The organism is Variovorax boronicumulans (genome assembly GCF_030812215.1).
Taxonomy (GTDB): domain Bacteria; phylum Pseudomonadota; class Gammaproteobacteria; order Burkholderiales; family Burkholderiaceae_C; genus Variovorax; species Variovorax boronicumulans_C.
Map to the genome: position 1 here is coordinate 1 of NZ_JAUSSG010000008.1, position 14509 is coordinate 14509.

At 68.0% G+C, this 14509-nt stretch carries 13 protein-coding genes; 8 read left to right on the plus strand and 5 right to left on the minus strand.

What is annotated here, in order from left to right:
* The first annotated feature begins 360 nt into the window (after window positions 1-360).
* Window positions 361-2586 (plus strand): hypothetical protein, encoded by a 2226-nt coding sequence (locus J2W23_RS20715; RefSeq protein ID WP_307650079.1) that lies wholly within the window; start codon window positions 361-363, stop codon window positions 2584-2586.
* A 78-nt stretch (window positions 2587-2664) separates the two neighbouring features.
* Here J2W23_RS20715 and J2W23_RS20720 read toward each other — a convergent pair whose 3' ends face one another.
* From J2W23_RS20720 to J2W23_RS20730, 3 genes are all read right to left on the minus strand, one after another.
* Complete coding sequence (locus tag J2W23_RS20720) at window positions 2665-3093, minus strand: hypothetical protein (protein ID WP_176660138.1); 429 nt, start codon at window positions 3091-3093, stop codon at window positions 2665-2667.
* A gap of 10 nt (window positions 3094-3103) precedes the next feature.
* Entirely contained in the window at window positions 3104-4105 is a 1002-nt protein-coding gene (locus J2W23_RS20725; protein WP_307650080.1) for a M35 family metallo-endopeptidase, read from the minus strand.
* Window positions 4106-4232: 127 nt separating this feature from the next.
* On the minus strand, window positions 4233-5708 hold the full coding sequence (locus tag J2W23_RS20730; RefSeq protein WP_307650081.1) for an acetamidase/formamidase family protein: 1476 nt from the start codon (window positions 5706-5708) through the stop codon (window positions 4233-4235).
* A gap of 162 nt (window positions 5709-5870) precedes the next feature.
* Between J2W23_RS20730 and J2W23_RS20735 the strand changes: the two genes are divergently transcribed.
* The 4 genes from J2W23_RS20735 to J2W23_RS20750 all read left to right on the plus strand — a co-directional run bounded on the left by J2W23_RS20735 (window position 5871) and on the right by J2W23_RS20750 (window position 10442).
* On the plus strand, window positions 5871-8321 hold the full coding sequence (locus tag J2W23_RS20735; RefSeq protein WP_307650082.1) for an acetamidase/formamidase family protein: 2451 nt from the start codon (window positions 5871-5873) through the stop codon (window positions 8319-8321).
* 162 nt (window positions 8322-8483) lie between these two features.
* Window positions 8484-9053: a DUF3455 domain-containing protein gene (locus J2W23_RS20740; protein ID WP_176660142.1), complete on the plus strand. Its 570-nt coding sequence runs from the start codon at window positions 8484-8486 to the stop codon at window positions 9051-9053.
* 124 nt (window positions 9054-9177) lie between these two features.
* Window positions 9178-9702 carry a sigma-70 family RNA polymerase sigma factor gene (locus tag J2W23_RS20745; RefSeq protein ID WP_307650327.1) on the plus strand — a complete coding sequence of 175 codons (525 nt, stop codon included), beginning with the start codon at window positions 9178-9180 and terminating at the stop codon, window positions 9700-9702.
* Complete coding sequence (locus tag J2W23_RS20750) at window positions 9699-10442, plus strand: anti-sigma factor (RefSeq protein WP_307650083.1); 744 nt, start codon at window positions 9699-9701, stop codon at window positions 10440-10442. The genes J2W23_RS20745 and J2W23_RS20750 overlap by 4 nt, the downstream gene beginning before the upstream one ends.
* Here J2W23_RS20750 and J2W23_RS20755 read toward each other — a convergent pair.
* Window positions 10429-11655, minus strand: a complete 1227-nt coding sequence (locus J2W23_RS20755) for an MFS transporter (protein ID WP_307650084.1) — start codon at window positions 11653-11655, stop codon at window positions 10429-10431. The two genes, J2W23_RS20750 and J2W23_RS20755, sit on opposite strands and share 14 nt — an antisense overlap.
* A gap of 76 nt (window positions 11656-11731) precedes the next feature.
* Between J2W23_RS20755 and J2W23_RS20760 the strand changes: the two genes are divergently transcribed.
* Window positions 11732-12361: a 2-hydroxychromene-2-carboxylate isomerase gene (locus J2W23_RS20760; RefSeq protein ID WP_307650085.1), complete on the plus strand. Its 630-nt coding sequence runs from the start codon at window positions 11732-11734 to the stop codon at window positions 12359-12361.
* A 22-nt stretch (window positions 12362-12383) separates the two neighbouring features.
* On the opposite strand, the gene J2W23_RS20765 is transcribed toward J2W23_RS20760, so the two are convergent.
* Window positions 12384-13298, minus strand: coding sequence for a LysR family transcriptional regulator (locus J2W23_RS20765; RefSeq protein WP_307650086.1), 915 nt, complete (start codon window positions 13296-13298; stop codon window positions 12384-12386).
* A 184-nt stretch (window positions 13299-13482) separates the two neighbouring features.
* On the opposite strand from J2W23_RS20765, the gene J2W23_RS20770 reads away from it, so the two are divergent.
* Together J2W23_RS20770 and J2W23_RS20775 are read left to right on the plus strand one after the other, a co-directional pair.
* A complete protein-coding gene (locus J2W23_RS20770) occupies window positions 13483-14136 on the plus strand; it encodes a hydrolase (protein WP_307650087.1) in 654 nt (217 codons plus the stop codon).
* Window positions 14137-14163: 27 nt separating this feature from the next.
* On the plus strand, window positions 14164-14454 hold the full coding sequence (locus J2W23_RS20775) for a DUF1427 family protein (RefSeq protein ID WP_307650088.1): 291 nt from the start codon (window positions 14164-14166) through the stop codon (window positions 14452-14454).
* The last annotated feature ends 55 nt before the right edge of the window (window positions 14455-14509 follow it).

The window sequence follows — 14509 nt, forward strand, 5'->3', positions numbered from 1 at the left end:
TTGGAGTCTTCCATAGGTGTCCACCTAAATCCTTGGTGGACACCATCGTCATAGACCCGAGCCCGCAACTCAAGACGGGATCACCGCGCGCTTACAAACAAACAAGCAATCAAGCAAGTAAGTGAGCAGGTAGGCAGCGCGCCCCGCCAACGGGCGCGCGCCGACCGGCTGCCCTGCGCATCCCGTGGGCGCCCGTCAGTCGCTATTGCTGCTGGGGCTTTGAGACCCGCACGTCGACAACACGCACGCGCCCATCCACACCCGCTCGCATCCACCCATCTACCTGTTCTCGGGTATGGGCTTCGCACGCCCGCCGACCTACCATCGCCGCCGACAAAATCTGACAAATAGGTTGCAAAAATGGAACGGCAGCATTCGGTGCTTCGGCATGGCCCGGGGAAGCGTTTTCTTCTTCTCTGCATCGGTGCCGCGCTGTCGGCCCTCGTTCTTGCGGGGTGCGGTGGTGGAGGAGGCGGTGGTGGCGGCAGCGCGGGCTTCGGCGGCTTCTTGCCGATCGTGCCGCCGGCACAGCCGCCGTCGTCACCCCCGCCTTCACCTCCCAGCGTCAGCAGCTTCGCCATCGGCGGCACGGCCAGCGGCCTTGCGGGCACGGTGGTCCTGCGCAACAACGACAAGGACGACCTCACGCTCACGGCCGATGGCGCATTTGTCTTCGCCACCCGCGTGGTCGCGGGCAACCCGTATGCCGTCACCGTGGCGCAGCAACCCGTGGGCCAGACCTGCGCGGTGAGCGCGGGCCAAGGCACGGTGAGCGCGAGCACGGGCGACGTGGGCGACGTGCGCGTGGTCTGCGCCGCGCGCACCTACGCCATCGGCGGCACGGTGAGCGGCCTGGCCGCCTCGGGCACGCTGGTCCTGCGCAACAACAACAACGGCGCCGACGAACTGAGCGTGACGGCCAACGGCAGCTTCAGCTTTGCACAGGCGCTACCGCACGGCGCGGCCTTCGACGTGACGGTGCGCACCCAGCCGGTCGGCCAGCTCTGCACGCTTGCCAACGCGAGCGGCATCGCCACCGCGCCGGTCACCGACATCGTCGCGACCTGCGTGGCCGATCCGGCGAGCCTGCCGCCGTCGGTGCCCGCGGTGCCTTCGGTGGGCTATGCGCCCAAGGCGTTTCTCTTCAGCTGGACGGCCGAGGCGCGCGCCACGTACTACCGGCTCGGCGAAGACCCGGCGAACAGCGGCACCTTCGGCGTGCTGGCCGACAACCTGACCGGCACCACCTATGCGCTGCAGAACCTCTCGCTGGCCGCGCCGCCCGCCGCCTACCGCTACGCGCTGCAGGCCTGCAACGCCAACGGCTGCAGCGCGTGGTCGGCCCCGGTGCTGCCCGACGCGACGCGGGCCATCGGTTATTTCAAGCGGCCGGCCGATCTTGCCGGCGTCTCCAGCATGGGCCTGGGCAGAAGCGCCATCGCGTTCTCGCCCGACGGCCTGCTCATGGCAATTGCCGACCCGCGGGCGAACGCGGTCCATCTGTACGGCAACGACGCGGGCAACTGGCGTTGGGTGCAGACGCTGGTGTGGCCGGAATCGGCGCCGGCGAGCGTGAGTCTTTCGGACGACGGCACCTTGCTCGCGGGGCGCTTTCAGAGCGGCACGATCCAGGGCGGCCAGGTGGAGGTGTATGTGCGCGGGCCGCAGGGGTGGGCGCACAGCGAGACGTGGAGGTCGCCGCTGCCGCGTAACCTCGGCGACTTCGGCTCGTCGGTGAGCGTGTCGCGCGACGGCACGGTGGCCGTGGTGTCGGAGTACGGCATCACGGGGGCGGGCGACTTCTATGTGTACCGCAAGGCGTCGGGCCAGTGGGTCCTGGAGCAGCGCATCGACGCGCCGAGCGGCGAGCCGGGCTCGCTCTTCGGCGCGTTCGCCACGATCTCGCAAGACGGCGCGACGATCGCGGTGGGGGCGCAGTACGAAAACTCCGCTGGCGGCCTGGCCGACGCCGGTGCGGCGTACGTGTACACCAAGGCCGCCGGTGCGGGCGGCTGGACGCTGAACACCCGCTTCGAGCAGCCGGTGCAGTCGGCCAACGCGTGGTTCGGCGGCTCGATCGCGATGTCGGGCAACGGCGAGGTGGTGATCGTCGGCGCGAGCCGCGAAGACGACGCGGGCTACACGGTGGCGGGCGCGCTGTACGTGTACCGGCGCGTCGGGGCGGGCTATCAGCTGGAGCAGCGAATCTCCGCGCCCCTGCCTCAGGTGGAGGCGCGCTTCGGTGGCTACGGCACCAGCGTTTCCGGCGACGGCTCGCTGATCGCCGTCGCGAGCTTCCGCGACGGCGCGGCATCCGCCGGCGTGAACGGCGACATGACGCCGGCAGGCACCAGCTCGGGCGCGGTCATGCTGTATGAGAAGCGCGCATCGGGCTGGGCGCTCAAGAGCTTCGTGAAGGCGCCGAACCCGGGCAGCGGCGATGCGTTCGGCTACGGGCTGACGCTTTCCGCGGATGGCAAGACGCTCGCGGTGGGGGCGTACGGCGAGGCGAGCAACGCGACGGGGATCGGGGGGAATCAGGCGGACAACTCTGTGCCTTCGGCGGGGGCGGTTTATTTGTATTGAGGGGACCGCCGAACGAGCATGCGAGGCTCCATGCGGGAATGAAGGCGCGGGCAAGGGCAAGGAATCAGTGAGTTCGCATCAGCGCTCCAACTCGTCCGGGAGGCCAGGATTGCAGCCCGGCAGTTTCAGTCTCCCGACATCGGGGTAGAGCTGAACGACTGCGAAATCATTGCTCTCTTCGAAGCGGTTCTTCGGGAAGCGATAAGCCTGGGAAGCCGATGCGATCGGGAGCTCGGTGCGCAGCAACATGCGCAGTGCTCTTGCCGTGTTGGCCGCGCGCAGCCGGGCCAGATTTCTGGTCTCACGAGGAGCCTCGCCGGAAGCGCCGGCCTCCACCGCAGCGCTCGTGTACAGAGGGTAGGCCGCGTAAGAACGGCCGATCCATTCCGAGAGCTTGATGACCTGCGATCGATCCAGCTCTGCCGAGCCGGGTTCGAAAGTCACTTGGGCCTGCACGATGTAGCTGCATGCCGGGGCCTGCCCGGTAGCCAGCACCAGAGACAGCACGGCGAAGAATCTAGCTCCCATAAGACTCTCCCCAAACGACATAGCCAGCAATGCTGTCGGCGTTGTTCCTCACCTTGTCGGGAGTTGCCTTTGCTGCCCTCAGAGAATCGCCGAGGTGGTTGATCGTGTCGAAACTGCCAAAGGTGTCGTCGAAATGCGTGACTTCGTGCACAAGCGTTGACAGCTGCGAATCGACGGTTGCAGATGTCGTTCGCAGATGGCAGAAGTCGATGTGAATGGCGATGGTGTGCGTTCGAATGTCGGGTTTGCAGACCGCCGCCATAACCCCCGATGGAGGCTCGATGATGCAGTTCACGTGCTTCAGGGCCGTGAGCGAATAGCGCACGAAGTTTTTCTCCTGCAGGCCACGCAACACCCGGTCGCAGGCCGAGAGGCCCGCGTGCAGGTACTCCCGCAAGGATGAGTCCGCCTTGCCGAACCATTGGGCAACGCGCGCCTGATCGGCACCGTTCCAGCGCCGAAGTTCAGGCAGGCGCTTGTTTGCGATGAGCTCTACCGCCCTGTCTCGAATTGCCATCATCCGGATGGCGAAATCCTTGTTGGTCATGTTCGGGCAGATGTTCTCGGTCTGCTCGGCCTCTGGCGGATGCGTGACAGCGGCATCCACTGTCTTCTTGAAGGCGGCCATTTCCGCTTTGGCGGTGGCTGCTGCGGTCGTGGCCAGCACCGATGCGCTCGGTGCGACTCCAACCGCCCGCGAGTCTTCATCGTCATACGTCGCAGATTGCTGCAGCACAGAGACCAGCGGCTGCGGCACCGGGCACTGGCAAACAACCACATCTCCCTCCAGCGCCGCCTCTGATATGAACTGCGGCCTGCGCGGTCCTCCTGCCTTCGCGATGATGCCGACGCTGTTGCATCCCTCGCAGTAAGCCCTGCCACCGATCAATGCCACCCGATGGCCATGCAGTTCGCTCGTCGGGCCGCCGTAGGGCAGCACGCGACCGCCAGGGGCCGGCGGATCGCCGACCACGAGAATTCTTCGCATCATCTTGGAACCTCCCAGTTGTGGTCTGGGAGGTTGTAGGCCGATGCAGCCGATGACACTGTGGCCCAAGGTCAACCGGCTAGAACTTTGTCACGCCGGCCGCGATTCAAGTTTTCCCGATGGACGCTGCCTATCCCCCACGCGCCGGAAAAATGCTCTTCTTCACCAGCGCATGCACGCCCCAGTTCCCATCCACCACCTGCGTGATGCCGAAGTCCACCGCAATCGACATCAGCGAGATCGCCTCGTCCTCGCCCAGCCCCTGCGTGGTCATGAGGAAGTGGCGCATCTTGTGATACGCGTCCCTGAGCGCCAGGTCGACCGATGACTTCTTGAAGATCTGGTTCTGCGCATCGGGCCCGAGTTCGGCCAGGTAGTTCGCGTAGCTGAAGCCGTGCAGCAGCCATTCGTCCTGCGTCTCCAGCAGGGGGTAGCGCAGCTCGGCCAGCGGGGTGCCGGGCAGGCTGGCCTTCTTGTGCAGGATGAGCTGGAAGGTGCCGGTCAGCGAGCATTCGATGGCGGTGCCGCACAGCTCCGAATCGCCTTGCGACGCATGCGGATCGCCCACGGTGAACATGGCGCCGGGGGCGGCCACGGGAAAGTACATGGTCGCGCCCTTGCCGATGCGCCAGTTGTCGATGTTGCCGCCGGTGTAGCTGGGCGGAATGGAGCTGACCATGTCGGCCTCCGCCGGCGCCACGCCGATGGTGCCGAAGTGCGGACGCACGGGCACGCGGATGTTCTTGAGCACGTTCTCGTTCTTGCTGACGGTGCGGTGGTCCACGGGCACGCCGGGATAGTCGATGGTGGGGTGCACCACGCCGAAGGGGTCGGTCTGCGGGGTCCAGCGGAAGTTGTAGACGGCGCGCGCCCAGTTGCGCTCGCCGGTCACGTCGACCTCGTAGATGGTGACGACCTCGCGCTTCTTCGGCTCGGTGAGGGTGTCGCCGTAGTGAAAGCCCCAGTTGGCGGCGGCGTTGCTGCCGAAGGCGCGGCCCTTGTACTTGGGGTTGCCCGAAGGGCGGGGCACGACGTCGATGATGCGCACCTCGAGGATGTCGCCGGGCTCGGCATCCTTCACGCGCACGGGGCCGGTGCAGATGTGCACGCCCTGGCCGCCGCCCGCGCCGTTCTTCGCGTCCATGGGGCCGGCGCCGCGCCGGTTGACGCCCTTGCGCTGCTTGTCCCAGAAGAACACGCTCTCGGCGCCGGCATCGCCCTGCACCATGCGTTCGGCGTCGTCGTTGGCGTGGTGGGTCAGGGTCTCGATGGTCACGTAGTCGCCGGACTCGACCTCGACGACGGGCTTGGCGCTCTTGCTGAAGTAGCCCCAGAGCACGGTGTTGGCTGCGGCCGGAATGTAGTAGTGGCTGGCCATGCCGCTTCCCGGCTTGCCGGTGCTCGATGCGCCCTGGGCGAAGGCGCTGGCCGGCGCCATCGCACCAGTCAACGCGCCCACCGAGACGGCGCCGCCGCCGACAACCATGGCATCGCGCAGGAACGAGCGGCGGGCGACCTGGAACTCTTCCTTGATGAGTTTTTCTTCGGCGGGCGAGGCGCCGTGGGTGCAGGCCGGGCTGCAGATGTGGTTGTAGGGGGTGGTCATTGGAACGCTCCTTGCGAGTGGGCTGTTGATGATGTGCAACCCAAGTCTCGAAGGACGGTGGCGTCTCGGCCTTGTCGGCAGGCGCACAAAAACTTGTCGCGGCCTCGTTCGGGGCCGATTGCCCTGTACCCGTCCGCCGCGTCCCCTCATAGTTCGACCCTGATGCTCGACGACCTCCGACGCTTTTCGACCGATGCCTTTCCCGAGGCGCTGCGGCAGTCCGCGCTGGACGAGGTGCTGGCCCGCGCGCTGATGCGCACCGAGGCGGGCGTGGGGGAGGGGCTGCCGTCGCTCGAAGGGCATGTGTCCTCGCGCAGCTCGACGCTCGACTCGGTGTTCGTGCGGCTCGCGTTCTCGCCGCAGGTGCTGGTGCCCGACGGCGGCAACGCGCGGCATTCGGGGCGTGCGGTGTTGCTGTTCGTGCTGCTCAAGGGCAGCGGCGTGCTGCAGGAGCAGGGCGCGTCGGTCGCGCTCGCCGCCAATGCCGCCGTGCTGCTCGACCCGGCACAGGCGTGGCGGCTGGCGCTGCACACCGATTGCCGCGCGCTGGTGGTCAAGCTGGAATCGGCGAGCTTCCTGTTGCGGCTGGTGCGTACCTGCAACCCCGAGGCCAAGCGCATCACGCCGGCGCATGGCGTCGGCGCGATGTGCCTGGCCATGGCGGAATCGCTGGCCGAGCAGATCGATCACCTGGGGCGTGACGACCTGCTGTCGGTCGAGGCCACGCTCACCGACCTCCTGGTCACCTGCCTGTCGCGCGAGGCAGAAACGTCGACCGAGCTGGCGGAGCCTTCGGACCAGCCGACCTCGGTGCAGTTGAGCCACCTGCGGCGCATCTGCCGGACCGTCGAGGCGCGGCTGGGCGACGCGGAGTTGTCCGTGGAGAGCGTCGCGCGCATCGAGGGGCTCTCCGCGCGCTACCTGCAGAAGCTCTTCAAAGTGGGCGCAACGAGTTTCAGCGAGTACCTGCGCGAACGTCGGCTGGAGCGTTGCAGGCTCGACCTGGCGAACCGGGCGCTGAACCACTTCACGATTTCGGAGTTGTGCTTTCGCTGGGGCTTCGGCGATGCGGCGAATTTCAGCCGGGCCTTCACGGCGCGCTATGGCGTATCGCCGAAGGCCTACCGCGCGCAGCCGGCATCGCATGCGCAGACGCTGCACGACCAGCGCGGGCGACCGCTGAAGGGGAGCGAGACAAAACCGGCCGCCGCCGATGCGGCGCCGGCGCGCACGCCGCACAGTCCGTTCCAGGCGCTGCTGGGCGACCACGCCCGCTACGCGGTGGCGCTGGCCTTGATCCCCAAGCGCTCGGCCACTTCGGCCACTTCGGCAGCCAACGGTGCCGCGCCCAGCCACTGCCACTACTACCTGCCCGTGTCCGACAAGACGGTGCACTGGGGCTACCTCAGCCGCTCGCTGAAGCCGGTGATCTCGGTGCGCTCGGGCGACGTGGTGACCATCGAGACGCTGACGCAGCACGCCTCGGACGACCGCGAACGCATGATCGACGGCGACCCGGGGGCGGAGAGCGTCTTTCACTGGACCGCCGACAAGAAAGCCGTCGACCGCCGCGGCGCCGGGCCGATGGACGCGTCGATCTTCGGGCGCGGCGCGGGCGAGGGCTTCGGCGTGCACATCTGCACCGGGCCGGTCTATGTGCACGACGCGGAGCCGGGCGACGTGCTGGAGATCCGCATCCTCGACGTGCAGCCGAGGCCCAGTTGCAGCGCGGCGTTTCACGGGCGCATCTTCGGCAGCAACGCGGCGGCGTGGTGGGGCTTTCACTACCGCGACCAGATCACCGAGCCGAAGAAGCGCGAGGTGGTCACCATCTACGAGATCGACAACGCCGTGCCGCAGGAGCCGGTGGCGCGCGCCGTCTACAACTTCCGCTGGACGCCGCAGACAGACCCCTTCGGCGTGCGGCACGAGACCATCGACTACCCGGGGGTGCCGGTCGACCCCGAGACCATCGTCAAGCGCTTCGGCGTATTGGAAAAGGCGCGCGTGCCGCTGCGGCCGCACTTCGGCATGCTCGCGGTGGCGCCGCGCGAGGCCGGCATGGTCGATTCGATTCCACCGGGCTACTTCGGCGGCAACCTCGACAACTGGCGCGCGGGCAAGGGCGCGAAGCTGTTCCTGCCGGTGTCGGTGCCCGGCGCCCTGTTCTCGGCGGGCGACCCGCATGCGTCGCAGGGCGATTCGGAACTGTGCGGCACGGCCATCGAATGCTCGCTGACGGGGGTGTTCCAGCTGGTGCTGCACAAGCGCGCGCAGATCGAGGGTGGGTTCCTGGCGGAGCTGAACTACCCCTTTCTCGAAACCGAGACCGAATGGGTGGTGCAGGGCTTCAGCTTTGCCAACCACCTGAGCGAGCTGGGGGCCGACGCGCAAGCGCAGATCTACAAGAAATCGTCGCTCGAAGGCGCCATGCGCGATGCATTCAACAAGACGCGGCGCTACCTGATGCAAGCCCATTCGCTGGACGAAGACGAAGCGGTGTCGCTGATCTCGGTGGCGGTCGATTTCGCGGTGACGCAGGTGGTGGACGGCAACTGGGGCGTGCACGCGGTGATCAAGAAGGCGCTGTTCCCGAAGAATCTGGCGGCCTGAGGGGGGCTGGCGCGCTTTGGGCGGGGTTGGGGATGAACCCCCGGGGGCTTCGCAGAAATATTTTTTGCTTTCCCTGCATCCAAACGCGCATCTGGCGGGTAGTTACTTTCAGCAGCGAGGAGCTGCTGTCCTTCTACAACCCAGGAATCCAGGAGCAATTCCATGTCCATGCACACCACCTCCCGTTCGATCGCCGTCCTTGGCACCGTCGCCGCCGCTGCCGCCGTGCTCACCGCCTGCGGCTCGATGTCGATGGCCCCCACGTTCAACCAGTCCAGCCTGCCGCCCACCATCCAGGTGCCCGCAGGCAACAAGGTCGCCATGGAAACCGTCGGCGTGGGCGACATCACCTACGAATGCCGCGACAAGGCCAACGCCCCCGGCCAGACCGAGTGGGTGTTCGTCGGCCCCGATGCGAAGCTCAACGACCGCAGCGGCAAGCAGGTCGGCAAGTACTACGGCCCGCCGGCCACCTGGGAGTCGAACGACGGCTCCAAGCTCACCGCCACGCAACTGGCCGTGGCGCCTTCGGGTCCGACCAGCCTGCCGTTCCAGCTCGTGAAGGCCAACCCGGCCATGGGCTCGGGCGCGATGACGGGCGTGACCTACATCCAGCGCGTGGCGCTGCAAGGCGGCGTGGCACCGGCCGCCGTGCCGTGCACGCCCGCCACCAAGGGCCAGAAGCAGGTCGTGAAGTACCAGGCCGACTACATCTTCTGGAAGGCGTCCTGATGATTCGGGGGTGAATCTGTTGCGGTACGGGCCGGCTCCACTACGATGGGCCGCCCACCACCCGCCGCAGAACTTCTTGTCACCCCCTCTCTCCACCGCCCCCTTCGACTACGACGCCGCGCTCATGGCCTGCGCCCGCGGCGACCGTACGGCGTTGCAGCAGCTCTACCAGCGCGAGAGCCGCTACCTGATGGGCGTGGCGCTGCGCATCGTGCGCCAGCGCCAGCAGGCCGAAGACGTGCTGCACGATGCCTTCATCAGCATCTGGCAGCGCGCAGAGAGCTTCAACCCCGCGCTCGGCGAAGGTCGGGGCTGGGTGTACAGCGTGGTGCGCCATGCGGCGCTGAACATGGTGCGCAGCGGCGCGCGGCAGGTGAGCCTGGACGAAGACGCGGCCGAAGCGGTCGATGACCGCGCCTCGCTCGCGGCGTATGCGGAGGCGGCCGATCCCCTCGAGCTGCGCGCCGATCTCGGTCGGCTGCACGGCTGCCTCTCGGGGCTGGAGCCGGCGCGGCGCGATTGCATCCTCTATGCGTATGTCGACGGCTGCTCGCATGGCGAAATCGCCGAGCGGCTGCAGACGCCGCTGGGCACGGTGAAGGCGTGGATCCAGCGCGGCATGCGCGCGCTGCGGGAGTGCATGGGATGAGCACCGCTGAAGACCAAGACAAAGACATCAACGACATCAACGACATCGACGGGCTGGCGGGCGAGTACGTGCTGGGCACGCTCTCGGCCACGTCGCGCGCGGCGGTCGAGCTGCGCATGCGCAGCGAGCCGGCGCTGCGCGAAGCGGTGCGCGCGTGGGAGGCGCGGCTGCAGCCGCTCACGGCATTGGCCGAGCCGTCGGAGCCGTCGCCTTGGCTCTGGAGGCGCATCGAGCGCAGCGTCGACGGGCTGGGCAAAGCATCGAAGGCGCAGGCTGCCGGCGTCGTCGGCTGGTGGAACAACCTCAAGCTCTGGCGCGGGCTGGCCGCGGGCGGCTTCGCCACGGCGGCGCTGCTGCTGGCTGTGGTGGTCACGCGCGATGCGACGCCGCCGGCCACGCAGTACATGGTGGTGCTCGTCGCACCCGAGAACAAATCGCCGGGCTGGGTGATCCAGGCCAATTCGTCGTCGCGCCAGCTCAGCCTCGTGCCGCTGGGCACGTTCGAGGTGCCGCCGCAGAAGACGCTGCAGTTCTGGACCAAGGCCGACCAGTGGCGCGGGCCGGTGTCGCTGGGCCTCGTCAAGCAACAGGGCCAGACGCTGCGCATTCCCATCGACAAGCTGCCGCCGCTGGAGCCGAATCAGCTGTTCGAGCTGACGCTGGAGCCCGAGAACGGCTCGCCGCTCGACCGGCCGACGGGGCCGATCCAGTTCATCGGGCGTGCGGTCAAGGTGATGTAGTCGTACCGCGCGCGGCCGCGGCCGACCGGTGGGCAGCGAGCGCGACGGCGATGCCGATGGCGCCGACCATCAGGCACAGCGCCAGGATCAACCGGCCGGTCTGCGCCGCATCGGCGAGCGCGCCCACGAGCAGGCCCGCCACCGGCTGCGTGAGGTTGTTGAGCAGCACGATCACGCCGGTGGTCTTGCCGTAGTCCTCTGGCGGAATGATTCGCTGGCGGTGGATGCGGATGTAGATGCTGAACATCTTGTCGAACCCGATCACCAGCAGGAAGCCGAGTGCGTAGCCCCAATGGCTGGGGCTCAGGGCGGTGAGAAGGCCGCCCGCAAAGATCAGCGCGTACGAGGCCACGCCCATGGGCCTGAGCGCGAACGAGCCGCGGATGATGGCGAGCAATATCGCGATGGTGGCCACGGCCCCGAGCGTCTGCAGCCCCGCGTAGTAGGTGGCCGAGCGCTGGTGCAGGCCGGTGACCATCGCGGCGGACGAGGCGAGCGTGGTGCCGAGCATCAGGTTCACGCCGGCCGTGAGCACGGTGAGCCGCAGCAGCCCGGGCAGGCGCAGCACATGGCCGAGCGCGATGGCGATCGGCCGCAGCAGGTGCTGCCGCTCCCGCGCGGGCTCGGGTTCGCGCAGCTTCAACGGATTGCCGCGCCGCCAGTACGCGATGGCCAGGTCGGCCAGCACGAAGAGCGCCGCCGCCGCACCCACTGCTGCCTGCCAGGGCCACAGCGCGATGAGCCCGGCCGCGAGCAGCGGGCCGAGCACCATGCCGGTCTGGTCGGCGGTCTGGGCATAGGCCAGCACCTTGTCGAAGGTGCGGCCGTGGCTGCCGCTGCTGCCGTCCGCCATTTGCGGCAGCAGCACCTCGCGGGCCATCATCCCCTGCGTGGTGAGCACGCCGCACACGGCCGACAGACCCACGAGCCAGCCGATGCCGCCCATCGCCGTGCTGCCCAGCACGCCGAGCAGGCACACCAGCGCGCGAAGGACCTGGCTGCCGCGCAGGAGCTTGAGCGGCGAGATGCGATCGCACAGCGCGCCGCAGATCGGAAAGGACAGGAAGCGCGGAAAGGTCTCGGCCGCGAAGGCGTAGCCGGACCACGCCACGTCCTGCGTCACCTGGAACACCACGAGCGGCACCAGGAACAGCAGCATCTGGTCGGCCAGCCGGGAGAGAAAGAGCGAGAAGAGGAAGGCGGGGAATTTCATCGTGCCGGCGCCGACCCCGAAGGCGAAAGGGTGAGGGGCGCGGCGTGGGCGGGCATGCGCTGAAGATAATCGAAACATGATCGCGCTCGACTGCTACTACAGCCTCTCTTCCCCCTGGGCCTACCTCGGCGGCCCGCAACTGCAGGACATCGTGCGCCGCCACCATGTGCGGCTCACGCTCAAGCCCTACGACTTCCAGGCGGTGGTGCCGCAAACCGGCGGCATTCCGCTCAAGACCCGCCCCGAGCCGCGCCGCACCTACCACGCGCTCGAACTCGCGCGCTGGAGCGACTACCTCGGCATGCCGATGAACCTGGCGCCCGCGCACTACCCGAAGGGCGCGCCCACCGATCCGAACTGGAACAAGTACCCGGGCTGGATGGTGATCGCCGCGCAGTTGAAGGGGCTCGATGCGCAGCCGCTCTCGCACGCGCTGCTGCGCGCGCTGTGGGCCGAAGAGCGCGACACCTCGCAGGCCGATGTGCGCATCGCCGTCGCCAACGAAAACGGCTACGACGGCGCTTCGCTGCAGGCGCTGGAGCAGGCGGCCGAGACGCTGGCCGTGTACCGCGCGAACAGCGCGGAGGCGGTGGAAGCGGGCGTGTTCGGCGCGCCGACGTTCATCCTGAACGGCGAGCGGTTCTGGGGTCAGGACCGGCTGGCGTTTCTCGATCGGGCGCTGGACAAGCTGCGCGCGGCGGGCTGAACGCCCGGCCGCGTCTGCATCGTTACCGCACGAACGAGCGCGGCAGCAGCGCCGGCACCAGCGCCCGGTTCAACCGTTCGCGCCACCAGCGCAGCGCCTGCCCCTTCGCGCCGGTCTTCCACGCGAGCCAGAACACCTCGGGCGCGCGCGGCTCCTCGGTCGGAAGTTCGACCAGCGTGCCGCGTTCGAGCTCGTTCGCGATGCAGGCGCGCGGCAGAAAGCCGTGGCCGAGGCCGGCCACCTGGCAGGCGACCTTCGCGGCCATCGACGGCACGGTGATGCGCGGCTGCCCCGCGAGCAGGCCGACGGTGCGGTCCGAGAGCGTGCGCGCGGTGTCGCCGACGACGATGGCGTTGCAGTCGAGCAAGTCGCCGCGCTCCAGCGGACGACCGAGCCGGGTGAGCGGATGGGTGGGCGCGACGCAGAACGCGAACTCGATGCTGCCCACGTTCGCCGCCTGGTAGCCGCCGCCGGCCGGGCCTTCGCCCGCGGCGATGACGATGTCGGCGCGGCCCTCGCGCAGCGCCTCCCAGCTGCCGGTGAGCGCCTCGCAGCCGACGCGCAATCGCGTGCCGCAGCGCAGGTCTTCGAAGGCGCGGATGTCGCCGATGAGCGCCTCGGTGGGAATGAGGGAGTCGTGCACCAGCCGCAGCTCCGACTCGTAGCCGGTGGCGATCTGCCGCATGCGCGATTCGAGGTCGCTCGCGGCGCCGAGCAGCCAGCGGCCTTCCTTCAGCATTTCGTCGCCGGCGGCGGTGAGGCTCACGCGCGGGCCGTTGCGCTCGAAGAGCAGCATGCCCAACTGTTCCTCGAGCTTGCCGACCGCATACGAGATGGTGGAGGGCACCTTGTTCAGGTGGGTGGCGGCGGCGGCGAAGGAGCCGTGGCGCGCAATGGCGTCGACGACCTCGATGGCTTCCAGGCTGAGCTTGAGCACGCGGCGGCTCCTTGGGGGGCGGGTGGAAAAAGGAATGATCGAAAACTTCGATCATTGGGGCTGAAAAGTTTCGTCAATGGCGGTTGATTCGGACCCGATGATTGAGCCCATGCCAAGGAGATTCCCTCCGAAAGCAATTGTGAATTCAATCGATTATCCGTTCAACCACCCAGGAGTCTTTTTCATGTCCATCCAAGCCACCCCTACCGCCGGTTCCAAGCTGCTGACCCCCGCCGACCATACGCTGGTGATGATCGACTTCCAGTCGCAGATGGCCTTTGCCACGCACTCGATCGACGCGGTGAACCTGCGCAACAACGCCGCGCTGGTGGCGCAGGCGGCGGCCGGCTTCAAGGTGCCGACCATCCTCACGACGGTGGCTGAAAAAAGCTTCTCGGGCCCGATGTTCAGCGAGATCACCGACGCGTTCCCGGGCCAGAAGATGCTCGACCGCACCTCGATGAATACCTGGGAAGACGCCGCCGTGATCGACCGCGTGAACGAAATCGGCAAGCCGCGCATCGTGCTGGCGGGCCTGTGGACCAGCGTGTGCATCGTGGGCCCGGCGCTGTCGGCGCTCGACCAAGGCTTCGAGGTGTACGTGATCGCCGATGCCTGCGGCGATGTCTCCACCGAGGCGCACAACCGCGCGATGGACCGCATGGTGCAGGCCGGCGCACGGCCGATGACCTCGCTGCAATACCTGCTGGAGCTGCAACGCGACTGGGCCCGCGGCGAGACGTACGAGCTGACCACGGGCATCGCGAAGAAGGTGGGCGGCGCTTATGGCCTGGGCGTGACGTACGCCAAGACGATGTTCGGCGCGCACGAAGGCTGAGCGGAAGAAAAGAAAGAGGCGCCCGCCATGAAGACCTACGTCGTTTCCCTCGCACTCGGCCTTCTGGTCGGCGTGATCTACGCGCTCTTCCAGGTGCGCTCGCCGGCGCCGCCGGTGATCGCCCTGGTGGGGCTCCTGGGCATCCTGCTCGGCGAGCAGATTCCACCGCTGGTGCGGCACGTGCTCGACCGGCCGGCCGCCACCTCGTGGCTGCATCACCAGGTCAAGCCCCATGTGTTCGGCGAGCTGCCCAAGTGCGTGCAGCCCGAGGCGGTGAAGACCGCTGCCACGCGTCCGTCGGACCGGAGCGACGCATGAGCGCCGCGGACCCGCAACGCCGCCACTTCCTGGGCGCCCTCGGCGCGCTCGCCGC